At 45.3% G+C, this 23740-nt stretch carries 28 protein-coding genes; 9 read left to right on the top strand and 19 right to left on the bottom strand.

From position 1 onward, the window contains the following. Positions 1-22 precede the first annotated feature (22 nt). Together ubiA and L3V31_RS20565 are read right to left on the bottom strand one after the other, a co-directional pair. Positions 23-877, bottom strand: a complete 855-nt coding sequence (ubiA, locus tag L3V31_RS20570; RefSeq protein WP_237318883.1) for a 4-hydroxybenzoate octaprenyltransferase — start codon at positions 875-877, stop codon at positions 23-25. Further along, the gene (locus L3V31_RS20565) at positions 878-1417 is read right to left on the bottom strand and encodes a chorismate lyase (protein WP_237318881.1); all 540 of its coding nucleotides are present in this window, start codon (positions 1415-1417) and stop codon (positions 878-880) included. Between the two features lie 152 nt (positions 1418-1569). Here L3V31_RS20565 and L3V31_RS20560 point away from each other — a divergent pair, with 152 nt between their 5' ends. Beyond that, the gene (locus L3V31_RS20560) at positions 1570-1980 is read left to right on the top strand and encodes a flagellar basal body-associated protein FliL (protein WP_237318879.1); all 411 of its coding nucleotides are present in this window, start codon (positions 1570-1572) and stop codon (positions 1978-1980) included. A 52-nt stretch (positions 1981-2032) separates the two neighbouring features. On the opposite strand, the gene glpG is transcribed toward L3V31_RS20560, so the two are convergent. The 6 genes from glpG to ftsY form a co-directional block, all read right to left on the bottom strand. Next, positions 2033-2875: a rhomboid family intramembrane serine protease GlpG gene (glpG, locus tag L3V31_RS20555; RefSeq protein ID WP_237318877.1), complete on the bottom strand. Its 843-nt coding sequence runs from the start codon at positions 2873-2875 to the stop codon at positions 2033-2035. After that, positions 2875-3195 carry a thiosulfate sulfurtransferase GlpE gene (gene glpE / locus L3V31_RS20550; protein WP_237318875.1) on the bottom strand — a complete coding sequence of 107 codons (321 nt, stop codon included), beginning with the start codon at positions 3193-3195 and terminating at the stop codon, positions 2875-2877. The genes glpG and glpE overlap by 1 nt, the downstream gene beginning before the upstream one ends. A gap of 491 nt (positions 3196-3686) precedes the next feature. Continuing rightward, positions 3687-4544, bottom strand: a complete 858-nt coding sequence (rpoH, locus tag L3V31_RS20545; RefSeq protein WP_237318874.1) for an RNA polymerase sigma factor RpoH — start codon at positions 4542-4544, stop codon at positions 3687-3689. A gap of 175 nt (positions 4545-4719) precedes the next feature. Then, entirely contained in the window at positions 4720-5688 is a 969-nt protein-coding gene (ftsX, locus tag L3V31_RS20540) for a permease-like cell division protein FtsX (protein ID WP_237318873.1), read from the bottom strand. Further along, positions 5678-6352 (bottom strand): cell division ATP-binding protein FtsE, encoded by a 675-nt coding sequence (gene ftsE / locus L3V31_RS20535; protein ID WP_237318871.1) that lies wholly within the window; start codon positions 6350-6352, stop codon positions 5678-5680. The genes ftsX and ftsE overlap by 11 nt, the downstream gene beginning before the upstream one ends. Positions 6353-6374: 22 nt before the next feature. After that, positions 6375-7583 carry a signal recognition particle-docking protein FtsY gene (gene ftsY / locus L3V31_RS20530; protein WP_237318869.1) on the bottom strand — a complete coding sequence of 403 codons (1209 nt, stop codon included), beginning with the start codon at positions 7581-7583 and terminating at the stop codon, positions 6375-6377. A gap of 223 nt (positions 7584-7806) precedes the next feature. Here ftsY and rsmD point away from each other — a divergent pair, with 223 nt between their 5' ends. Together rsmD and L3V31_RS20520 are read left to right on the top strand one after the other, a co-directional pair. After that, positions 7807-8406: a 16S rRNA (guanine(966)-N(2))-methyltransferase RsmD gene (gene rsmD / locus L3V31_RS20525; protein WP_237318868.1), complete on the top strand. Its 600-nt coding sequence runs from the start codon at positions 7807-7809 to the stop codon at positions 8404-8406. A 25-nt stretch (positions 8407-8431) separates the two neighbouring features. After that, positions 8432-8698, top strand: a complete 267-nt coding sequence (locus tag L3V31_RS20520) for a DUF1145 domain-containing protein (RefSeq protein WP_237318866.1) — start codon at positions 8432-8434, stop codon at positions 8696-8698. An 81-nt stretch (positions 8699-8779) separates the two neighbouring features. Here the strand turns inward: L3V31_RS20520 and L3V31_RS20515 are convergent, their stop codons facing one another. The 3 genes from L3V31_RS20515 to L3V31_RS20505 all read right to left on the bottom strand — a co-directional run bounded on the left by L3V31_RS20515 (position 8780) and on the right by L3V31_RS20505 (position 11034). Continuing rightward, positions 8780-9001: a YecH family metal-binding protein gene (locus tag L3V31_RS20515; protein ID WP_237318864.1), complete on the bottom strand. Its 222-nt coding sequence runs from the start codon at positions 8999-9001 to the stop codon at positions 8780-8782. Positions 9002-9083: 82 nt separating this feature from the next. Continuing rightward, positions 9084-9704 carry a lysoplasmalogenase gene (locus L3V31_RS20510; RefSeq protein ID WP_237318862.1) on the bottom strand — a complete coding sequence of 207 codons (621 nt, stop codon included), beginning with the start codon at positions 9702-9704 and terminating at the stop codon, positions 9084-9086. Between the two features lie 961 nt (positions 9705-10665). Further along, entirely contained in the window at positions 10666-11034 is a 369-nt protein-coding gene (locus L3V31_RS20505) for a DUF4145 domain-containing protein (protein WP_237318860.1), read from the bottom strand. A gap of 239 nt (positions 11035-11273) precedes the next feature. Between L3V31_RS20505 and L3V31_RS20500 the strand changes: the two genes are divergently transcribed. Then, positions 11274-11603 carry a DUF2500 domain-containing protein gene (locus tag L3V31_RS20500; RefSeq protein WP_237318858.1) on the top strand — a complete coding sequence of 110 codons (330 nt, stop codon included), beginning with the start codon at positions 11274-11276 and terminating at the stop codon, positions 11601-11603. A gap of 18 nt (positions 11604-11621) precedes the next feature. Here L3V31_RS20500 and L3V31_RS20495 read toward each other — a convergent pair whose 3' ends face one another. Further along, entirely contained in the window at positions 11622-12635 is a 1014-nt protein-coding gene (locus L3V31_RS20495; RefSeq protein WP_237318856.1) for an acyltransferase family protein, read from the bottom strand. Positions 12636-12886: 251 nt separating this feature from the next. Here L3V31_RS20495 and L3V31_RS20490 point away from each other — a divergent pair, with 251 nt between their 5' ends. Beyond that, positions 12887-13267, top strand: a complete 381-nt coding sequence (locus L3V31_RS20490; protein WP_237318854.1) for a cystatin domain-containing protein — start codon at positions 12887-12889, stop codon at positions 13265-13267. A gap of 78 nt (positions 13268-13345) precedes the next feature. Here L3V31_RS20490 and arsJ read toward each other — a convergent pair whose 3' ends face one another. The 6 genes from arsJ to rhtB form a co-directional block, all read right to left on the bottom strand. Then, positions 13346-14563 (bottom strand): organoarsenical effux MFS transporter ArsJ, encoded by a 1218-nt coding sequence (arsJ, locus tag L3V31_RS20485; RefSeq protein WP_237318852.1) that lies wholly within the window; start codon positions 14561-14563, stop codon positions 13346-13348. Between the two features lie 256 nt (positions 14564-14819). Then, the gene (locus L3V31_RS20480; protein ID WP_237318851.1) at positions 14820-15314 is read right to left on the bottom strand and encodes a cyclin-dependent kinase inhibitor 3 family protein; all 495 of its coding nucleotides are present in this window, start codon (positions 15312-15314) and stop codon (positions 14820-14822) included. 12 nt (positions 15315-15326) lie between these two features. Continuing rightward, entirely contained in the window at positions 15327-16328 is a 1002-nt protein-coding gene (locus tag L3V31_RS20475; protein WP_237318849.1) for an ArsJ-associated glyceraldehyde-3-phosphate dehydrogenase, read from the bottom strand. Positions 16329-16378: 50 nt separating this feature from the next. Then, positions 16379-16714 carry a metalloregulator ArsR/SmtB family transcription factor gene (locus L3V31_RS20470; RefSeq protein WP_237318847.1) on the bottom strand — a complete coding sequence of 112 codons (336 nt, stop codon included), beginning with the start codon at positions 16712-16714 and terminating at the stop codon, positions 16379-16381. Between the two features lie 102 nt (positions 16715-16816). Then, a complete protein-coding gene (locus L3V31_RS20465; protein WP_237318845.1) occupies positions 16817-18040 on the bottom strand; it encodes an EAL and HDOD domain-containing protein in 1224 nt (407 codons plus the stop codon). A 27-nt stretch (positions 18041-18067) separates the two neighbouring features. Continuing rightward, positions 18068-18685: a homoserine/homoserine lactone efflux protein gene (gene rhtB / locus L3V31_RS20460; protein ID WP_237318843.1), complete on the bottom strand. Its 618-nt coding sequence runs from the start codon at positions 18683-18685 to the stop codon at positions 18068-18070. 65 nt (positions 18686-18750) lie between these two features. Between rhtB and L3V31_RS20455 the strand changes: the two genes are divergently transcribed. Together L3V31_RS20455 and L3V31_RS20450 are read left to right on the top strand one after the other, a co-directional pair. Beyond that, entirely contained in the window at positions 18751-19758 is a 1008-nt protein-coding gene (locus tag L3V31_RS20455) for an alpha/beta fold hydrolase (protein WP_237318841.1), read from the top strand. Positions 19759-20029: 271 nt separating this feature from the next. Continuing rightward, on the top strand, positions 20030-20866 hold the full coding sequence (locus L3V31_RS20450; RefSeq protein WP_237318839.1) for a Cof-type HAD-IIB family hydrolase: 837 nt from the start codon (positions 20030-20032) through the stop codon (positions 20864-20866). A gap of 48 nt (positions 20867-20914) precedes the next feature. Here L3V31_RS20450 and L3V31_RS20445 read toward each other — a convergent pair whose 3' ends face one another. Beyond that, entirely contained in the window at positions 20915-21385 is a 471-nt protein-coding gene (locus L3V31_RS20445) for an EVE domain-containing protein (RefSeq protein WP_237318837.1), read from the bottom strand. A gap of 47 nt (positions 21386-21432) precedes the next feature. Here L3V31_RS20445 and L3V31_RS20440 point away from each other — a divergent pair, with 47 nt between their 5' ends. Together L3V31_RS20440 and L3V31_RS20435 are read left to right on the top strand one after the other, a co-directional pair. Then, complete coding sequence (locus L3V31_RS20440; protein WP_237318836.1) at positions 21433-22983, top strand: hypothetical protein; 1551 nt, start codon at positions 21433-21435, stop codon at positions 22981-22983. Continuing rightward, on the top strand, positions 22983-23579 hold the full coding sequence (locus tag L3V31_RS20435; RefSeq protein ID WP_237318832.1) for a tRNA-uridine aminocarboxypropyltransferase: 597 nt from the start codon (positions 22983-22985) through the stop codon (positions 23577-23579). The genes L3V31_RS20440 and L3V31_RS20435 overlap by 1 nt, the downstream gene beginning before the upstream one ends. Positions 23580-23740 lie beyond the last annotated feature (161 nt).

Genomic DNA, 23740 nt, shown 5'->3' with positions numbered 1-23740 from the left:
GCCTTTTTCAATTTTCGAGTTCCTACCAAAACGCCACTAATAAACCGATGGCGATAACCATACCGACATAGTTATTGTTAAGAAATGCTCTAAAGCATAAGTCGCGTTCTCGGTGGCGAATCAAATGCTGCTGATAAACAAACAGTGAAGCGGCAATCAGAATTGTCCAGTAGTAGCTCTGCCCTAGCTGGTAAAACTGCCCTAGCCCAACCAGCATCGCTAAGGTTATTAGCTGCAAAATACCGATGATTAACTTGTCATGACGACCAAACAAAATCGCGGTCGATTTAATGCCGATTTTCAAATCATCATCACGATCAACCATTGCATATTGGGTGTCGTAAGCAATGGTCCACAGCGCATTAATCACAAAGATAAACCATACAATCAAAGGCAGTTCACCCGTTTGTGCTGCCCACGCCATAGGGATTGCCCAACTAAAAGCTAGCCCCAAAAACAATTGCGGAAGATGGGTGTAGCGCTTCATAAACGGGTAGATGAAAGCCAGAGCAACACCCGCAAACGACAATTGAATCGTCAGTGAATTCATGGTCAACACCAATAAAAATGAGCTCACGGCTAATACCAGAAACAGACCTATTGCTTCTTTCGCCGTAACTCTCCCCGACGGTAACGGGCGTTGTTTAGTACGCTTTACGTGCCCATCGACTTTACGATCTGCGAAGTCGTTGATCACACAACCTGCACTTCGCATAAGAAACACACCTAATACAAACACAAGCAATACATCCCAACTCGGCACACCCTGTGCTGCAATGACAAGTGCCCAAACGGTTGGCCACAGCAGTAGCAAAGACCCAATTGGTCGGTCCATTCGCGTCAGTTGCCAATATGCTTTGGCTTTTTCTGCGGACATTTACACTTTCTCCTTAGCGTAAATAGGTGAATGAGATAAGAATAACTCGGCGACTAACATCGGTTTATGATTCATCCACAACCTTGAACGTCTCGCTAAAAACCGGCCTTGAGGCAGGTTTGCCCACCCCATTTGCAGCGAGTCTCGCTCTACGTTATCCGCACTAAATACGGTCAGACCCAAAGGGATATCCCCTTGTTCAGCCAAATCGTATTGCTGATCGACAAGTGTCGTGCAAGGAATGAGCGTACGTCCAATAACCCAAGGACTTTCGTCACCACACAAAACCACCTCTCGTAACAGGCAATCTTGCTCAGACAATAACTGACTTTCATCCTGTTTCAGTGTCTTCGCTGTGACAATTTGATTTTGTAGCAATTCCACTGTCAGAGCCTGACAGTGCTGCTTTAAACGACGTGACAAAGACCCTTGCTCTTCAAGCCAATGCTTGGCAAATTCATTTGGAAATTCAAACTCTTCGGGCTTTTGCCACTCTACTTCCAATAAAGAAGCAAGATAGCGTGATATTGGCTGATTCATACTAGTATTCAATTAGAGGCTTTATGCGTAGAATAAAGCAACAACTTACCGTCTTACTGAAACCGTAAGTTCATTATTTGTTATAGACGGTCTATTGTACCAAGACTGAAGCGATTCGAATATCGCGATCCAGAGAAAGAAAAGTTAGAAATATGTACAAACGTTATATAGCCCAAACTATTTTTGCGTTAACCATGCTTATCTCCACACCAACCTGGGCTAAGACGGAACAAGCTGGACCTCAGTTAGCGTACTTCACTCTAGAGCCGGACTTAACCACCAACTTTTACACCAAAGGAAAAAAGTTAGGTTACGTTCAAGTGCGTATCGATATTATGGTCATGAGCCAGCAAGACCTGACCATAATTGAACATCACCAACCATTGATTCGCGACGCTATCATCGAACTGCTCGGCAAGCAGACCGAAGATACCATCAAGTCTCTCTCTGGTAGGGAAGATTTACGAAAGACCTTAGTAACAAGGTTAAACAAAACGCTCCTACCTGAAACCGGGAAAACGATTATTGCGGATTTGTTGTTTACCAAATATCTCTATCAGTAAACACAACATGCACAAAACTAAAAGACCGCTTCGCAGCGGTCTTTTTTATGCCTTAAGCTTTCTGTTGGTACTTCATTTTTCCCGAATCAAACAGCGCAATCGCCATTCCCGAAATCAACCCCACCAAATGTGCAGTATTGGCAATCGCCATAAACGGCTGGACAAAACCAAGCACTAGCCAAACCAACATAAATACAATGATGGGTTTTGGTAACGTCAATCCAAGATGCGGTAGGCGATAACCCAAGATCCACAGATAACCGAGCAGCGCGTACACGACGCCAGATAATCCGCCAAAATTCGCCCCTTCAACATAAAATTGCCCCGCGCCAGACAAGGCGGCAGAAACGACAAAAACTTGCAGTAGTTTTCCGGAACTGAGGCGACGTTCAATGTCACCACCCAGTTGCCACCACCACAGTAAGTTAAAGATGATATGGGTTGCAGAGAAGTGCAGCAGAGCATGACTCAGCCAACGCCACAACTGCCATTGTTGGCCTTCAAATGCCGGGAAATGCATCGCTGCAAACACGCCCCGACCAAAGCCGATCATCTGTAAACCGTAGATAACGACACACACTGCCATGATCAATAGTGTCACAGGGCCAGCTTTCGCTTTGACCATGCTCATGATGCTTGGGCTTGAGTAATGAAATTGACTCTTACGAGTCTCGGCAACGTTCCACGAAGCAGCGCTGTATTTGGAATCGGAAGGGTTAGCCAAGAAATGTTTCAGCTCGGCCTCTGCTTCGATTTCATGTTGGCTATCCGTCAGCCAAAGCGCAAACTGCCCCTGTCCTTCAGGCATCATCTGAATTTCAATATGACGAGAAGCCATATAATCGATGAAAGCTTGAGCCATGCGTGGGTTATTTAACGTTACCAATCTCTTCATTAATTTCTCACTATCGGTAGCTCGGCTCGTTGCCAGGCTTCAAAACCGCCATCCACACTGTACACTTGCTCAAAGCCTTGATTGACCAAGTATTGCGCCGCCCCCTGACTGCTAATGCCGTGGTAGCAGATGACAAGTACCGGTTGCTCAAACTCCACATCGTCCATGAAAGAGACGATCGAGTCGTTAGTTAGATGAAATGCCGACTCCGCATGTGCTACGGCAAACGATTGAGGGTCACGGATATCCACAAGCTTTGCTTCACCCTGCTCGAGCAGTGCTTGGGCACCTTGCACATCGATATGCTGAAACTGATCCATTTACTTTCTCATTGTCTTATTAATATACCCAAATAACCTAGTGACGTACGATTGAGCCAATATCACAAGATAGCCTAGATTCCGCGCCATGAAGTCACTTGGGTATATGCTGCCATTGTAACCTATCCAACGCTAAATTTAGACACAAGAATTATCCGGGAATTTAAAAGTGTACACATTACAACCGCATGTGGATAAAGCTGTGGATTGCGTTGATAAAGTATATTTTGATCTTTTGATCCACAATATGTAGTGATGATCTTGATCTAGCTGTGTGTATATTACTAACTATCCCCAAACTGAAAAACGTCTGAACGCCTTATTTTTCCCCGCTTTCGAACAGTTGATAAATAATTACTTCACAGAGTTATACACAGGTAGCACATAAAATTTGGATCGCAAACGTTATCGACTTTCGATCCAAAATAAAAAAGCCGAGATCGCATGATCTCGGCTTTCTATGAAAATTTGCTTTTGCTTAGAAGCTGGCGTTAGAACTCACCAACGGCCAGTTTGAGCTTCTTCATTGCATTCTTTTCCAGCTGACGAATACGCTCGGCAGAAACACCAAACTCATCGGCTAAATCCTGCAGTGTGGCTTTCTCATCGTCTAACCAACGAGAACGCACAATACGCTGACTACGCTCATCCAGGCTTGCAAGTGCGTGACCAAGACGATTATTGGTATGCATTTCCCAGTTTGCCGCTTCAACATTATCAGCAACATCTGATGATTTATCTTCTAGATAAAACATCGGTGCAGTGTAGTTGTTTGAGCTGTCGTCTTCGTCGGTTGGCATATCAAACGTAGAGTCCACCGCCGCCAGACGGGATTCCATCTCACGGACTTCTGAAGGCTCAACGCCCAACTCACGAGCAACCGTTTCTACTTCACCGTTATTGAACCAACCCAAACGCTTTTTCGACTTGCGCAGGTTAAAGAATAATTTACGCTGTGCTTTGGTCGTTGCGATCTTAACAATACGCCAGTTACGCAGCACGTATTCATGAATCTCTGCTTTAATCCAGTGGACCGCAAAAGACACCAAACGCACACCCACTTCTGGGTTAAAGCGCTTAACCGCTTTCATTAGGCCGATATTGCCCTCTTGCACTAAGTCTGCCATTGGCAAACCGTAGCCTGAGTAACCTCGAGCAACGTGAACAACGAATCTCAGGTGTGACAGGATCAGCCCTTTTGCGGCTTCAATCTCACCTTTGTAGTGTAATCGTTCTGCCAGCTCACGCTCTTCATCTACCGTCAGCATTGGGTAGCTGTTAACGGAGCGAATATAGCTATCAAGGCTATCTTGCGTGACTAGAGCCATCGGATACGCTTCTTTTGTCATTCAATTCCTCATCAATCTCTGATCTGGAGCATTACATTGCAATTTAGCTTCGATATCTTGAACTCAAAATGAACAAGTTTCAAGAAGGGCGAGCAATTATCCATAAACAAGTGTTCTATACAAGAGGTACAAATTAGCTTGTACTAATAAATTCCAAGTATAAGACCGTCATCACTTAAACTGGTTCAATTTCTTTTAGGTGACGCTGTGCAGAAATACGCGCAGCGATACAACCTATCAAGCTACCTGTGATAATAAGCAGCAGAGATTCATCCCAGTTTAGACCATTCAAACGGAACTGGCTGTCATACAATGCCGCTAAATCTTCCACTGCACTATTCATGACAAAGGTCATCACCGTCGTCGCTAACCAAGCAATGATTGCCCCCAATACACCAAACCACATGCCAGTGTATAAATAAGGGCGAAGAATAAAGCTGTCAGTTGCACCAATCAGCTTCATGGTTTGAATTTCTTCTTTATTCGCCAATACATTGAATCGTAATGTATTGCCGACAATTAAAAATACCGCACCGAGCATCAGCACCGTCAGTGTGATAACGATAATGCTGGCCAGTGTTTTGATAGCATCAAGTCGAGCCAGCCAATCTTCATCAAGCCGGACATCGGTAACATCTTGCTGCTTACGAACGTCCTGGGCTATCGACTGAATATCACTTTTAAGTTCAGAGTCCGGTGTAATCACCAGTACGCCTGGCAGTGCATAGCCACTTAACAAACTCAGCGCCTGATCGAAGCCCGCATATTGGCTTAGATCGGCCAACCCTTGCTGCGGAGAAATATATTCCACAGCTTTAACTAAAGGCCAGGTTTCGATTTCATCCTTGAGTACCATCACGCGCGCATCAGGCATACCTTCGACTAAATACGCACTCACTTGTGATGGTGATGCGACATCTTCTGCCGCACCTGCGACATTTTTCCCTAATAAGTACAGGCAGGCTGGCATCGCCAATGCGATTGAGACCACTGCCAGCGTTAAAATGTTACCTAGAGGTCGTTGCCACAGGGCAGAAAAAGACGCTTTTGCTTGCTTAACATGAACAGAGAAAAACCCATCGGTATTGGCTCGTTTAGCACTGCTGCGTTTACCTTTCTTTTGCGAGAGTTTTTTACCTGCCATAGTCTTGTACCTCGCTTAAGAAACCTTGATTCAATTCAAAATGACGATATTGTGGGCGAGTGTTCACTAACCCGATATCGTGCGTAGCAAGTAGGATGGTAACGCCAGCACGGTTAAACTCTTCAAACAGTCGCAGAACTCGGTTAGACAGCTCAGGGTCAAGGTTACCGGTAGGCTCATCCGCCACCAGCAAAGTTGGTCGATTCACCACGGCACGGGCAATCCCCACACGTTGCTGTTCACCGCCCGAAAGCTGACTTGGCAAACAACGCGCTTTGTCGAGCAGACCGGTTTTATCTAACGATGCAGAAACACGACGTTTGATTTCATTTTCAGATATCGATTCGATGCGCATCGGCAGTGCGACATTGTCGTACACACTGCGATCCATCAGTAAACGGTGATCCTGAAATACGATGCCGATATTGCGGCGTAGAAACGGGATATCTCGGTTCGAAATACGAGTGATGTCATGATCATTAAAATGAATGGTGCCATCCGTCGGACGTTCAATCGCACAGATTAATTTCAGCAAGGTACTTTTACCAGCGCCAGAATGCCCGCCTAAAAACGCCATCTCTCCACGCCTCAGGTGAAAGTCGACTTTTTGCAGTGCTTGTCGACCACCACGGTAAGCTTTACTCACTTGCTGAAATTTGATCACCCTTGATTCCCTCTAACTTAATTTACTCTTCGCGGCTGAATAGTGCGTCAATGAACTCTTGAGTTTCAAAAGGACGCAAATCTTCGATGCCTTCGCCTACACCAATGTAACGAATTGGAATACCAAACTGATCAGCAATAGCGAAAATCACGCCGCCTTTCGCTGTGCCATCCAGCTTAGTTAATGTAATCCCAGTGATAGGTGAAACGTCACTGAAAAGCTTCGCCTGACTGATCGCATTTTGACCAGTTCCGGCATCAAGTGTCAGCATGATCTCGTGTGGTGCAGAGTCATCAATCTTCTTCATCACACGAATGATCTTGCGTAACTCTTCCATCAGGTTCGCTTTGTTTTGCAGACGGCCTGCCGTATCAGCGATAACCACATCCACACCACGTGCTTTTGCCGCTTCAATCGCATCATAGATAACCGAAGCGCTGTCAGCACCAGTATGTTGAGCAATCACAGGAACGTTGTTACGTTCACCCCATACCTGAAGCTGCTCTACCGCGGCTGCACGGAACGTATCGCCGGCAGCTAACATCACTTTCTTACCCTGGTTCTGGAACTGCTTCGCCAATTTACCGATAGTGGTGGTTTTACCCACGCCGTTTACGCCAACCATCAAGATAACGTAAGGTGTTTTACTGGTATTGATTTCTAGTGGCTGTTCTACTTTAGATAGAATTTCTGCCATTTCTTCTTTCAATAAACCGTAAAGAGCTTCGCCATCTTTAAGATCGCCGCGAGATGCTTTTTCTGTCAGGTTATTGATGATTTTCGTTGTGGTATTCATGCCCACATCAGCGATAAGCAGTTGCTCTTCGAGCTCCTCAAACAGATCCTCATCGATTTTTTTACCGCTGAACAAGCCAAAGAAGCCAGCACCGATGTTTGCTTTGGTACGGCTTAAGCTACGCTTTAGACGTGCGAAGAAACTTTCCGTAGGCTTTTCCTGCTCCTGAACACGAGCCGCCACTGGCACTTCAGGCACTTCAGGCGCTTCTGCTTCTGCTTCTGCTTCTCCCGGGACAGGCTCAACCTTTTCAGGCTCTTCTTCAACTGTGTTTTTTTCTTCTGCTTGCAGAGCAGCCTCTTCAGTAGGTTGCTCTTCAGAAGCCGCTTCCACTGCTTCTTCTTTTACTGTTTCTTCAGTTTTTGGTTGTTGGCTTTGCTCTTCATCACCAAAACCTAGCCACGAAAGTAATCCGCGCTTCTTTTTTTCCGTCATCTGGGGCTATCCTAGATTATCTTTTTATCTATTAATGACTCTTTTTTGACAAGATTATTATCCGTCTAAAAAAGGCGAATGACAAAGATGTGAAAACTTTTCAATTAGGTGAATCTAATCTTATTAGTGTTACACTCTGTCATCTTGAATATTCTGGGCTGTATCCAAGCTCAATGCTTGGGCGATTGGATATAGTATCACTTTATTAGCGGTCAAAAAATCTATGGTAAGACGTCGCCAGCAAAACTCATCACAAAAAAAGCCAACAACGGGCTTCGTTCGTATTATTAGTGGCTTATGGAGAGGCCGAAAACTCCCAGTTCATGATGCTGAGGGCTTACGTCCAACCACCGATCGCGTAAAAGAGACGCTATTTAACTGGCTGGCGCAAGATGTGCCGCAAGCAAAGTGTCTCGACTTGTTTGCTGGTTCTGGCGGCTTAGGCTTTGAATCCGCCTCGCGTCAGGCAGAGCAAGTAACGATGGTTGAACTGAACCCACAAGCGTTTCAGCAGCTGAAGCAAAACGTAGCGTCTTTAAATGCAACCAACATTGAGGTGGTGAATACCGACGCCCTGAGCTTCCTAAAGCAGCCAGGAACGCCTCATCATGTGGTCTTTATTGATCCGCCATTTCGTAAAGGTTTACTGGATGAAACCGTGACCTTGCTAGAGCAAAACGGCTGGCTTGCTGAAGATGCGATGGTTTATATTGAAACTGAGAAAGAACTGAATATTATCGACCTACCGGAAAGCTGGCATCTGCATCGAGAAAAAACCGCTGGCCAGGTCAGTTACCGCCTGTACGAACGCACGTCCGTGTAGTGCCACAATTCAAAAGGATACCAAAATGAAAGCATTAATCATCTTAGCCAAAGCGGCCATCGCCTTTGTTTGGTTGGTATTGATCATTAACATTGTTACGCCGTTCCCAGGTAATGCAGCCATCGCGCTCTATATTATGACTGCGTTCCTGTTCATTATGCACGGTCTGCAAATGGCTATTTTCATCGGCGCATTTGGCGATAAGATAAAAATGAGCAGCTGGGAGAAATACTCTATTTTAATTTTTGGCATCTTTGCTCTGCTCGACATTCGTCGTAAACACATGATGTAAACACCAGATAATAAAACAGCCGCTCACGAGAGCGGCTGTTTTGTATTGGTCATCAGAGGCTATCTGAGAGCGTGTTGCCGTTTAGTGGTTGCAAATACGCGCCATATTAACCACAAACTTACCTTCTAGCTCTTGGATTTTTTCGCGTTGTTGCAAAAACGCCAGTAGCGCGTCTAAGTCTAGATCATTCAGTTTGCAGGTGTGAAAGCGTACTTCTAAGCCAAAATGCGCGGCAAGCTCTTCACGATTCATCGGGGTTTCACGAAGCAGGTTTAACAGGCTGTGGGCGTGAATATCACTCATCATCAACTCCAGTTATCAAATTGGATATGACCAGTTTACCCACATCCTCCCTTTCTGCTTTGATTTAGGTTAGTAAACGCGATTAGTAGACAATAGAAGCCACAATAAGTGCATGCGCCATGAAATAGCTTCCACTAACCCACACATAAGCTCGTTTCATAGGCTTACGATAACCATGTATTGCATAGGCTAGCGCAGAGTAAGTCATGACCAAGGTCCCACTAAATCCTATCGCATTCGCGTAAGTAGGCGACTGCAACCAAACTTCTCCTGCAGCCCAAGCCATCTGCACCAACATCATCCCCATAATCACCACAGGGAAAACCAAAGAATCTAGTTGTGGTAACAACAAAAAGAACGCCACGATGCTAGCCGCCAGCAATAACGCTAATAGCCACCAAATAATGTCTCCGTTCAACTGCATCCAGAACGACTTGCTATAGCAAACCTGTGCAACCAAATAACCGCAGAAATAAATCAGTTTACGCGACCGGAACGAATGTAACGTGTCAGCAATGATCGATACCCCCAAACCACCAGCAATCCAATAGGTATAAGCCGCTGGCGTACCTTGAGTTAATACCAGAACAAGAAGGAGCAACAGAGTAAAGATTTTGAATACGAGAGATTGCGTTGGATTGGCTTGCTTTGCCCCCAACACAGAATATACACCTGATAGCCCTATAGCCAGCCAACTCCACATGCTGTACATACCTTTTACTTAAACTCGCCGCTAGTCTAGGTAGACCGATGTTGATGTAAAGGCACAATCTACGAAAGTTGGATCTCGATAGCGATTCGGGACATTTGACCTTCTGTTTGGAGCCACGAAATGCGACGTAAAGTAACTCAATGCCCCAATAGAAAAATTGCTAACTATTCAACCAAGATGTCTACTCATCAGTCAATACGAGTAAAGAACAAACATAAAAAACAAAAGTGCCACGGTACGCCGTAAATTGCGCCATTAACCGTAGCACGGCCTATAGAAGCGCCTCGAATTATACTCATAAATAGATAATAATCCATCATAAGAACACATTAAGATTATGATATTAAAGAATATAAACCAGATTAAACCCACAAAACCAAGGTTCACTTTATCGTGGCTTGCTAAACCCTTTTGGGACTAAAATTTTCTTACCACTTAAGAAATTCCTCTTCGAGTTACCTACTCCTCATCTTCCATAGAAATAAAATCAATTGGGTTTTCTCATATTTCGAGAAACACAGACAACATCAAGCTCCAACCACCCACCTGATACAAAAAACAATATTTAAACAATATGTAATACCTTTCTTACAATTTAAAATCAGACACTTACAACAAAAAAGAGTAACAAAAGCACAAACCGAACACTTTAAGCACAACATAAAAAACACAGTTCAATTAGTCAAAACAAGGTAAAACAAGGTCAGTTAACTGTAAGTTTTAAAAACTTTTCATGAGATACGTTGATCAAACCTAAAAAAGGGTGCTATATTAAATGTATAACGTTCATCAAGATTAAGGGGTAGTGTTATGATTTCATCTTCTCAAAAACAAGGGCTGGTAATGATTGCAGTGGTTGTGGGTTTAATGACACTGCCAATGATGTACTAAGCTACTGATTAAAAATAAAAAAGGACGCGCTAGCGTCCTTTTTTATTTTCTCGTTATGACCCTACTGTATGTGCTCAGACAGTATGTCCCAATGCATGTAATAGAAACCAAGAGCTGCGAGCGTAATCAGCGCCATCAACAAAATTGCCGCCCTCCAGATAAAGCGCGAACTTCTTGGCGTGAGTTCTTTTTCACAATCATCACACACTGCCATAAAATTCTTTCGATCATCGAGCTGAAAATCTTCTTCGTGGACAATCTTATTACGCACCGTGGCGATATAACGTAGCTTGGCAATCACATCATGCGGTAACCGTTCTTCACAGCTATTGATGAGCTGATGCAACCCTTTTCCCTCTGCATGATATTGAGTACGCAAAAGTTTTTCGATCGTTCGGGTACGCATGACTACTTTTTCAATATCTGACATCGTAACCCTCCTCACAAGACGCTTTCTTTATTATTCATTTTACTTTTATAAATTTAGAGCTTTTTCGAGCAGTTAAGTACTACTTTCAATTCAAACTGTGTCCTTGTGCGCATATAAAATGTGAAGTGCGCCGAATAAAATCTCACCACATTTTGATGGATCACGAATCCTGTATCTTAACGCATCGTTTAAATGGGGAGTTCTGTAAAATAGGGGCTATCGAAATGCTGGAGATCATCATGCCAATTCCACTTATTTTGGCTCTTTTTGCCCTGATAGCGCTAGGAGCCTGGGTTTTCTTTCGCTTTTACAGCAAACACTATGTTGGTGAAGATGCCCCGGAGCAATGTGTCCAAGTGACCATTTTAGATAAACAGGCCATCGACATTCCTGATGCAGAGCAGGGAGAAGATGATCAAGAGTATTGGATTTACGTGCAGCGTGGCCCTATCGGTCCCAAGCGCGAGTTCCAAATTGGTGTCCACTATTACCATGCGCTCAATCCGGGCGACAAAGGCAAACTCACTTACCAAGGCGATAAGTTTCTCCACTTCGCCCTTAAGCAGTAATACTACGATTGGTATCCATTAAGGCAGTAGCCAGCGAGTCTTGGCCGAGCGAGAGAACAGATAACTCATCGCCAAGGCTCCAGCGCCGCTTAATATTATCCACACTGGTATCACCCACGCCGGATGCCCTTCATACCAGCCAAACTCCTTCATCGGCCACAAAAAGATAGGGTGCAGTAAATAGATACCTAAACTGTGCTGGCTTATAAAGCTCACGACTTTTTGTACCTTAGGCGATAGTCCTTCTCCAAAATAGCGTGCCAACATAAAAATCATCGACGCCGCTAGAATCACATTCAGCGTTTTGTATGACAGCCAGCGCCCTACTGTGTATTTCTCCGCTTCCAGACTGTTGGTCACTACCATCGTAAAGGTAACCGCCAATGCGGCTAGGCCCAAGCCAGTAAACAGAGTTACGTTCGAGCGCTTCAAAGGCAGCTTTTGGTACAACGCGTAACCCAGTGGTAAATAGCCCATATAGAGCCACAACTGATTGCTCCAAGGACCGTCTACCTTGAACAGGAATAAGGTACTGGTGAATAACCAGAATGCCAGGTAAGTATATAAAACGTTATCGTCGACATTGCGTACCATCCACTGAAACAGAGGAATCACAAAATAGAGCGGAATAAAGTAATAGAAAAAACCTAAGTGGTAATAGGTTTCATGGTGGACACTGTTACTTAATACCTCTTTGACCGTTTCAAAGTTAAATCCCTCGGCCGTCCATCCGGACAAGTATGCATAGAATACCGACCATAAAAGAAAAGGGACCAAAACCTTACCCAAGCGCCTTTTCAAATAATATTTACCATCAAATGGTCGAGTGTCTGTGAGCATTAATGCGCCTGTAATCAAGATGAAAACCGGCACCGCCCATCGGGTGACACTATTGACTCCCACAGCCGTAAGCCACTGGTCGAAAGGAATTACTCCTAATTCACTTCGATACGGCGCTAAGACGTGAATAGCAATCACAGCTACTGCCGCCATACAGCGCAATAAATCAAAAAACAGAACCCTTTCTCTCATACTTATTCCTAAACTGAGACACCTATCGCTTGTTTATAGCATAGGGTAATTTCCAGTTAGGGGAATGCTTAACAAACTGTTTTTGCTTATTTTTAACCCTTCAATGATCGATTAGGAGTATTTAACCTTATAGCGGCACTCAACATTGGTTGGAATGAACCTATAAGCAGCCAGCACTTTCTCGAATATGAAACAGATATAACTCATCGTTCCTTCTAAGATACGAAGCACATTACAAATAAGGTCTTGTTATGAAGAAAACATTATTGGCGTCACTTGTTTGCGTCGTGACTTTAGCTGGGTGTAACCCAAAGGAAGAGACCCAGGCACCAATGCAATCGCCACAGGAAGCGAGCCCTATCTGTAGCTTAGATAACTTAGCTGGTGGATGGTCACAAAGCGACATGACCAATGAAGCACGACCATTACTCAATGAAGTACTTACACAAATGAACGCCACAACAAAGTTCAAACAGATCCTCAGTGTACGCACTCAAATTGTGAGTGGAATAAATTACGCCATTGAATTTGAAATGGATAACGGCGAGATCTGGAAAGCAATTGTCTATCGCTCTTTAGACGGCGAAGTGAAGGTGACGCAACCTGCGCAGCTTGGTCGCTTCTGTTCTTAACTCGCAGATGCAAAAATGGCTCCGAATCGGAGCCATTTTGATGGGTCATGTTCAATACAGTGAACATAAGATCTTCTTTTAGGCCGTAGCCACTTTAGCTTTAGGCAACTTGACGGAAATCAGTGTGGTCAAAGCAAGGAAAGCAAATGAGACCCACAAACAAGCAGCTAACCCCGCTTCCTGATATATCCAACCTGACAGCACAGTACCGATCAAACGACCCATCGCGTTAGCCATATAATAGAAACCCACATCTAACGATACGCCATCCCCTTTGGCATAGCTAACAATCAGGTAGGAGTGAAGGGAAGAGTTAATCGCGAATACCGCGCCAAATATCATTAACCCAACCACAATCACAATTTCTGGTTGCCAGCCGACTTGCACTCCGTAGGCGATACCACCCGTAATCAAAGCTAATATGCCCGCCCATACAAGTGCGGCGCTGCCATCAGGTACGCGACCTTGAGCTTTCCCAGTAATGCGTGGCGCAAAACCTTGAACAAAGCCATACGCAATCACCCATGCGGCTAAGAAGCCACCGACCCATAAGTGATCCCAGCCAAAAACGCTGCCGAGGTAAACTGGCAGAGCAACCACAAACCAAACGTCACGTGCTCCAAACAGGAACATACGCGCGGCTGACAGTATATTCACTGATTCTGATTTAGAGAAAATATGGCGAAACTTGGGTTTGCTTTTCGCTTTGCCCATATCAGCTTCCAGCCAGATCATGCTACAAACAAACACCACTGCCAGAACGGCTGCCATAATGAACATGGAATTTTGGAAACCCACCCAAGACAGCAATAAGCCACCAATAAAGAATCCAGCGCCTTTCAGTGCATTCTTCGAACCAGTCAAAATGGCGACCCATTTATACAGAGCACCTTGTTGCTCGTCCGGCACTAACGTTTTAATCGCACTCTTCGCGCTCATCTTGTTCAGGTCTTTAGCAATCCCCGACAGTGCCTGTGCCGCCATCACCCAAGGAATCGTTAACCAAACATTTGGCACAGCAAGCATCAGCAAAGCAAAGACTTGCATCGCCAGCCCGATATTCATGGTTTTATTCAGGCCTAATCTCGCCCCTAACCAACCGCCAATCAGGTTGGTGACCACGCCAAAAAATTCATAGAAAAGGAAAAGCGACGCGATAGCCAGGGTTGAGTAACCCAAATCGTGAAAATAGAGCACCACCAGCATGCGTAGCGCGCCATCTGTCACGGTAAAATTCCAATAATTGAACGTCACCAACATGTACTGACGGATACTTTTGCTTAGTTGTGAAATCATTTTGACCTCAGATGTACAGCAATAAAAGTATTTGGATCATGATGTTCCAAATACTGTATAACCTGAACACCAATATTTTTCTGTTGATATTGGTGCAAAAGTGCAAATTCAATCAGCTTTAATCAAAAAACAAAAAAGAAATTAAAAATCAGATAGATAAATTAGATTTAAATTTTATTCATGCATAAAAATCATTAGTTAAGCTGACTGAATAGGGGCTTTTGGATCATGATGTTCCAAAAGCCCCATAAGCTGATCACTTACCTTGAGCAACGCGCTCGATGTACTCAACCTGCACAGGCTTGGTGAATGCACCAGGACGTAGAGCTTGCACCTCACGCACGATATCGTCTAGTGCCCACTCTTTCTCAAGCAGCAAGTGTGCAGCGAAAAGACCGGTACGGCCGGAGCCGCCCATACAGTGCATTGCAACCTTACCGCCCTCGACAAGAATAGCGTGTAGCTCAGGACTTGCGTGCTGCCATTTCGTCGCAAACGCATCATCTGGTGCACAATCGTCTTCTATCTCGATCTGAAACCATTTCATACCCAATTGCTGAGTAATTTCACCCAACGCTGATACATTTTTTGATTCCAGTTCTGCGTTATCCAGAGCGGTTACTACCGCTTGAACACCCTGTTCTTTTAACTGCTCAAGTGACGCCTGTAGCGCAACCCCTTTAGTACCCGGACACGGTGTTAATACCAATGCACCCGACTCCAACTCTAATTGCCATGTAGGATGAGACATATTTAAACCTCGTTATGCCAGACCAACGTTACGTACCAGCTCTGCTGTACGTGTTGCGTAACCCATTTCATTGTCATACCACGCGTAAATCTTCACCATGCGTGAGCCTACGACCATGGTTGATTGTGCATCGACGATGGTAGAGCGCTGATCGCCTTTGTAATCAATCGATACCAATGGGCGCTCTTCAAAACCAAGAATGCCTTTCAATTCACCTTCAGACGCTTCTTTCAGTAATGCATTCACTTCTTCTGCCGTGGTATCACGTTTAACATCGAAGATAATGTCGGTCAGTGACGCATTTGCTAAAGGAACTCGTACTGCGTGGCCGTTAATTTTGCCTTTCAGGTCTGGGAAAATTTCCACAATCGCCGTCGCACTGCCTGTCGTGGTAGGGATAAGGCTCATGCCACAAGCGCGGGCACGACGCAGGTCTTTATGTGGCGCATCCAGAATAGTCTGTGTATTAGTCAAATCATGAATCGTTGTGAAGGAAGACTGCTCGATTCCCAGTTTCTCATGAATCACTTTCACCACTGGTGCAATACAGTTGGTAGTACAAGATGCCGCGGTCACAATACGGTGTTTCTCAGGATCAAAGATATGGTCATTCACACCCACAACGATGTTAGCAATGCCTTCTTCCTTTACTGGCGCACTGACGACAACTCGCTTAACACCTTGGTCAAGGTACTGATCTAAGTAAGACGTTTTGCGATGTACGCCAGTTGCTTCAATCACAACATCACAGCCCGACCAATTAACGGCATCGATGTCTCGCTGCTGGGTAGTGACAATACGCTTACCATCAATGATAAGTTCGTTGCCTTCAACCTGAACTTCATAGTGCCAACGCCCCTGAACCGAATCGAATTCCAGTAAGTGCCCCAGCGTTGCCGCATCACCAGCAACATCATTAATCTGAACAAATTCCAATTCAGGCCAGTCAAACGCCGCACGCAATGCCAAACGGCCGATTCGGCCAAAGCCGTTAATTCCTACTTTAATCGTCATAATTTTCCCTTCAAATCTTCTACGTTGAAATATCTATCCGTTGTGTGCTGTTAGCAGCAGGCCTCACGATTTTTATCGTGCAGGCGCGAAATATCTTGCTGGTACTCTTGCTTCAAACAGTTCGATGCCACTAAATCGTCAATCACTTTTCTCATCCAGCCTGGTAGCTGTTGCGACAGCTGGTAAAACACCCACTGCCCTTGGCGCTTATCAACTAAGATGCCATTGGCTCTTAACTGGGCAAGATGACGAGAAACTTTCGGTTGGCTCTCTTGAAGTGCAAACGCTAAATCGCCCACACAAACCTCTCCTTCACGAGCCACCAGCATTAAACACCGTACGCGAGTCTCGTCAGATAAAAGTTTGAAAAACTGATGTGGAAGCATAGTAAACATACCTATATATGGATATGCGTATATACTTATTTAAAACCTCGACAGCGTCAAGCGCTCAGCACGTAACGTCACAAAAGTTTAATAATGGAAAGGCTAGGCGTTAGCGACACTCTGGCTCCAACGAACCGCTTCACCCAAAGAGGCCTGTACTTGCTTGAAACAAAGGCCCAACTGTTTAGAAAGTTTTTCCACTCCGGACCAGTCTGCACGTTCGTAGCATTCTTCCAGAGAAATAAGCGCACCGTATTCCCCTTTTCGATGCAGCAGCGCTTGTTGAACTGGTTCACTGAGCGGTAATTGCTTGATTAATGATTCAGTAGATAGATCAAACATGGCATCTAGAATCGACAATAAACCGACCATAAAACCTTGCTCGTTCAGATGAGAGAATGGCTGGTGACAAGACATCAATTGACAAAATTGCGCTCGTTGCAACGAGAGATTAAACAGTTCACGCGGTTTGTTAGTCGAGATATAAGACGCTACGACAAGTGAGACGAACTGCTTAAGATTATCCTGCCCAAGGTAAATCAGAGCCTGACGAAACGAACGGATTTCCACTTCCAGTTTGGTCGCCTGCATATTCACAAAACGCAGTAGTTTGTACGACAGCGCCACATCTTGCGTTATCAGGTCTTCTATACGCTGAAAATCTGGTTCTGGCACACACACTTCACGAAATAACTGCAGTGCTACAACCTGTTCTGGGCTCACATAATGGGTTTGAGAAACCAGAGGTTTACTGAAAAAGTAGCCCTGGAAAAATTTGAAACCGGCTTCTTTCGCCTGATTAAACTCTTCTTCAGTCTCCACCCGTTCAGCTAGAAAATGGTATTTGACTCGTTGCGCTAATTGCTTTTTAACCAATTCACAGGCCGCCTCTAGCCCCATCGCCATAATATCCAGCTTTACAATATGTGCGTAAGGCAAGAAACGTTGCCATTCTGGAGTTAGGGTGAAGTCATCCAATGCGATAAGGTAACCCTCTCGATAAAGCTCTCGAATCGCCTCAAATAACTCATCGGTGGGCTGACAAGTTTCGAGTACTTCTACGACGATTTTATGTTTCGGCAAGCTGCGCGGTAAACGACGCAGCAAACTCTGATGAGGGAAGTTGATAAAACATCGCGATGATGTAATCACCGGATTTAACCCGACGGATAGGAAGTTTTCGACAATCAGTCGGTATGTCGCTCGGTCTGCATCAATATGAGCAGGAAATACATTACGCTCCCCATCCCGAAACAACAGTTCGTAGCCAAGCGTTTGTCTTTTACGATTAAAGATAGGCTGGCGAGCGACATACGTGGTATTCATACTAAAAACAACCTAATAATTAGCGAGTTATGATTTTGCTGCTGCTAATAGTGCACCACATCCCATAAACATGGAACCAAAGACTTTATTTATGTTCGCCATAATTTTATCTGAGCGAATAAAACGGCCCATCTTTGATGCCAGTGAGGTGTAACCAAGCATCACAAATGAATCCACCGCGACAGTCGTCACACCCAGCACCAATAACTGAGTCAACTGGTCTTTAGCCGGATCAATAAACTGCGGAAACAACGCCACCAGAAAAACAATCGATTTAGGGTTTGTCAGGTTAATGAGGATCGCTTTATACATCAGTGAAATAGCTGACATCTCTTTTTGACTCTCTGCCGCCACCAAACCAGAAGTATCGCGCCACTTCTGAAAACCTAGCCAGACAAGATAAGCAGCACCAACCCATTTGATAACAGCGAACGCTGTCGCGGATTGTGCCACCAGCGCGCCAATACCAGCCCCCACCATAGCAATATGAATCGCTAAACCGATTTGCAAACCCATAATCGCACCAAGTGATTTACGTGTACCGTAGCTCAGACCATTACTGATCGAATTTACGGTACCAGAACCCGGAGCAAGACTAAAAACAATTGCAGTGACCAAATAGGCGAACCAAACATGGGTATCCATTGCATTTCCTCCCTAATTCTTCGATGATACATCGCGTCTACAACGTATCTTCAGGTAATCGACTAATGGCTACTCACCATTCCCCTACGACTTATACTCAAGAGCACTTATTTGAGCAAGCAATAGGTGGTCCGATCGCTGAACTCTGGCAAAACCGCCAAGAAGGCTTTGTGAAAGGGACAGAAAAAAAGAAAATCTACTGGTGCAAACTCACCAATCCTGAACACAAAAAAGCCGTGCTGGTTGTCAACGGACGAATCGAGTCTTCCTGGAAATACCAAGAGCTGTTTTATGACTGCTACCGCCAAGGTTACGACGTTTACTCGTTTGATCACCGAGGGCAAGGTTTATCAGATCGGCTGCTAGAAGACTCTGATATGGGTCACGTCTATGACTTTGCAGACTATATTGAAGATATGGACGTGGTGATCAAAAAACACGACCTCAACCACTACGAGCAATGTTTTATTGTCGCACATTCCATGGGTGGTGCCATCGCCACTCGTTATCTTCAAACTCACCCAAAGCATCATTTCACGGGGTTGATTTTAAGTGCACCAATGTTCGGGATTAACCTGCCGTGGTACCTATCTCCGATCGCCCTACCAGTGACACAAATTCTTTCAGCGGTATCAACGCTACCACGTTATGCGCCTGGTCATCAGCCGTACTTCCCCAAACCGTTTGAAAATAATCTCCTCAGCCAGAGTCATGATCGCTATCATTGGTTTCGTGGGCTCTACTCCGACATGCCAGAACTGCAAGTCGGTGGGCCAAGTACCCGCTGGGTATGGCAAGGGCTGATGGCCGCCAAACAATGCTTCTTATTAACACGTCAGGTAAAAATACCCGTGTTGCTTATTCAAGCAGGAGAAGATCGTATTGTTAGTAATTTGGCCCAAAAGCGTTTCATCGATAAACTGAGTAAAACCAACCCGAATACCGAGTTGCTTTCAGTAGAAGGTGCGCATCATGAAATTTTGTTCGAAACCGACAAATACCGCAATCAAGCGCTGGATGCCATTTTCCGTTTTATGAAACATCCTAAGTCTTCCTCGGCTTCACAAAAATAGTAAGCTGCCAGATAAGCGAGGCGTACTTTATACGTATCTATTCAGAGGACAATTAAAGAGGAAATGCAAGCTAAGCGATTTACCCTCTTTTTCCCCCCTATTTTAACGTACACTGATCAGGCTTGTTCAGCTTTCAACCAAGATGTAACCCCGAAAGGTGAATAGCACCTTTAGTTCCCCTAGCATTCGGAGCCGCATGATCTAGTCAGTCTGTAGTGCTCCGTTTGCACTCCACTTACTCGACACTATCCAAACCGTTTACGAGGACTTCATGAGCACATCGCTACCTAGCAAAGAGATCACTAAAATCGTTGCCTCAGATCTGGATGGCACGCTACTCGCGCCAAACCATCAACTTAGCGCTTACTCAAAAATGACGCTGCGAACGCTACATGAAATGGGCTACACCTTTGTCTTTGCAACAGGTCGTCACCACGTAGACGTCGCTGGCATTCGCTCTCAGGTAGGGATTCCGGCTTATATGATCACCTCGAACGGTGCGCGCGTGCATGATCAAAACGATAAACTGATGTATAGCGAAAACGTACCGCAGGAGCTTGTTCAAGGGGTGATCGACACGATCAAGCACGATTATGAAATACTCATCCACATGTATCAGAATGACGACTGGTTACTGAACAAAGATGATGAAACGCTGCGCGAATTCCATGAAGAGTTTACCTACAAACTGTTCAATGAAAATCAGGCCCCCACTGAAGGCATCGCAAAAATCTTCTTTACCCACGCAGACCAAGACCATGAACGCCTAGTCAGGTTCGAAACTAAGTTACGTGACCAGTTTGGCGATAAATTAAATATTGCCTTCTCAACACCTTGGTGTTTAGAAGTCATGAATGGCGAGGTTTCTAAAGGGCATGCTCTGCAAGCCATCGCGGAATCACTCGGTCTGAAACTGGAAAACTGCCTTGCATTCGGTGACGGCATGAATGACGTAGAAATGCTATCAATGGCGGGCAAAGGCTTAGTGATGGGCACAGCACACGAAAAAGTGATGAAGGCTCTGCCAAAGAATGAAGTGATTGGCAGTAACGCCGAAGATGCAGTGGCACGCTACCTGCAAAAACATTTGCTGCAAGACGAGCAATAAGCAAGCCTTCCAAAGGGCTGTATGATACAGCCCTTGCTCTTATCTAGTCTAACGCTGGCTGGGTAACTTCTCTCGGCCAAGAATCGCTTGCCACTCCTCCTTTGTCACTGGCATGATCGATAAACGATTGCCGCGTTTGACTAAGGGCATGTTCTCCAGCTCAGGCATCGCTTTCATCACTGACAACGGAATCACACGATCCGTTTTTCGTACAAACTCTACATCGACCATGATCCATCGTGGATTTTCCGGATCCGATTTCGGGTCGTAGTAATCGCTTTCTGGGTCGAACTGGAAGTGGTCCGGATACGCTTCGCGTACGACTTTGGCAATTCCTGCGACACCAACGTTTTTACACGAAGAGTGATAAATCAGAACTAAATCGCCCAATTTCACCTGATCACGCATCATGTTACGCGCCTGATAATTACGAACTCCCTCCCAACATGAAACCTTTTGGGTTCGAAGCGTGTCAATAGAAAAGGTATCTGGTTCAGTTTTAAATAACCAATATGCCATAATGCCATCCGATGCTGATTGAGTAACAATAATGAGGAAGATATAACATGAAGGCTTTGAAAAACCCAGTGGCCCTCGCCACTCTGCTGGTTCTGCAAGCATGTAGCTCTCAATTGCCAGAAAATGGCAACAAGGAGATAACCACCCCACCAGCATCATTAGATAAGCCTGACACCATTCAACCTCAAACGTTCATGCTGCGTGGTGAAGTCGTCATTGGCCACGAAAGTCAGTACATCATGCCTTGTGGCAGTGATAAACAATACTGGCTGCAACTGTCACCACAACAAGTTCAACGCGCAATATCGTTGAGTAACGAGCCTTATCAACCCATGTATGGGGAAATGATTGGCCACCTGAACCCTCCGGGTAGTGACGGCTTCTCTGCCGATTTCGACGCAAACTTCGTCGTTGAACAGGTTAACCTCCTCACTAGTGAGAACCCTGAACGTTGCAGTCAGCCAAGTAAACCGACCCGCGTATTTGGCAATGAGCCATTCTGGTCAGCAAGCTTTGAATCAGATGCACTGCAGTTTCAGCAACCGGGTAAACTGGCACAATCTATCACCATTGAAGCCAGACAGTTACAAGCACGTCAACGCACTTATCAGCTCGCTGATGGTGAACTGCGCATGACGGAAAACCTTTGTTCTGACACCATGAGTGATTCCATCTATGGTTGGACAGCGACGCTTAAACACGATGGTAAAACGTATCAGGGCTGTGGGATGGCATCGAATGTCGACTCAACACAGGGATGGGCAAACACTTATGTCGCAACGTCAACTCAATCACAAGGGTTTGAAGTACAGATGACCTTAAAACCGGATCACAGTGCAATAACCCAATACAGTTACTCCGACGGTCAAGCGCCACTGGTTGAACGTGGTTACTGGCAGCAGTTAAGTCCATCACAAGTTCAGGTCGTGATGACCCACCACCAGCAGCAACGTTTAAAGTCAGAGCGACTTTTCACACGGGAAGGTAATCAACTAAAAGCTACTCAAGAAAAAGTCGGTGAAATGGTTTATCCAATCGCAGATGGTGGCTTGGTGTTGTACCCGGCAATAGTGCGTCAATCAAGCACTCAAAAAGTAGCCCCAAAGCGAGCCAACAGCCCCATCGGCAGTGCCGAAATTCCGTCTAGTGCCGACTTCAACTCCAAGGTCGACGCTGCGGTGCGCAATTACTTCTTTATCAACCAAACCAACCCAAGCAACAACCAATACCGCTGGCTGACTTACGATCTGAATGGAGATGGAAACGAAGAGCTGTTAGTTCAGCTAGATTGGTGTGGTTCGGGCGGTTGTACGTTGCTCGTTTTTGAAAGCCATCAAAGTGAGTGGCGTTTTAACAGTCGTATCACTCTAGTGCAGAGCCCGATCATGCTAGGCCAGCAAACTTCGCACGGCTGGCGAGACCTCATATTTAATGTCAGTGGTGGTGGCGCAACACCTGCTCAGCACATCATGCAATACACTGGCGTTAGCTACCCAATCAATCCGAGCATGGCGCCAAAGGCAACGTCAACACAAGTAAGTGGTGTGCGCTTATTCTCGGATGGTATTAGCCCTGTCCGCGAAGGAGTTCGCTTGTAATGGCACAACCATGCCCAGCCTGCGGCTTTCAGTTCAACTGTATTTGCTCACTGCAGCCTAAGCTCAGCAGTGAGCACTGCATCATGCTATTGATGCACCCGAATGAACTTGCGCGTGATACCAATACGGGCAAACTACTGCAACAATGCAAACTTAATGTGAAGCAAGCCATTTGGGATCGCAAGCAGCCACCTAGTGAGTTGATTGCTCACCTTGAAGATTCAAGCCTGTACCCGGTGTTGCTGTTCCCACATGAGGATGCCCTGACACTCGAGCAAGTGGAAGAACGGAGCCAGCTACAAAGCCGAAAGCCTTTGTTTATTATTTTGGATGCGACCTGGCAAGAGGCGCGCAAGATGATCAATAAAAGTCGATGGCTGGAAGGCATTCCATTGATGGGGCTTACTACGCAAGGAGATTCGCACTACCAGCTGCGGCGCAATCAACAACAAGGAAATCTGTGTACATTTGAAGTTGCAGCACAGTTGTTGGGACAATTAGGTGAAGAAGCCAATCATCAACAGATGCAACACTTCTTCACTCAATACCTTTCTGTTTTTCAAGCAGAAAAAAGTAGTCACACACTCAAACAGTAGTGCGGAAGGTAACAATAGAAAAGCGCAGCCTAAGCTTAATGCTGATCGTTTTAAGTAATTGAACGATCCTCCCAAGGCATCATAATCGGTCTCAACATAGTTGAGACCGATTTTTTTATGTCCGAGTTTTCTAAAGAATTACACGTTACTGCGGAGTTCTG

The sequence above is a fragment of the Vibrio sp. J1-1 genome (genome assembly GCF_021728395.1).
Classification (GTDB): Bacteria; Pseudomonadota; Gammaproteobacteria; order Enterobacterales; family Vibrionaceae; genus Vibrio.
This window is presented reverse-complemented; position numbering and strand designations above follow the sequence as displayed.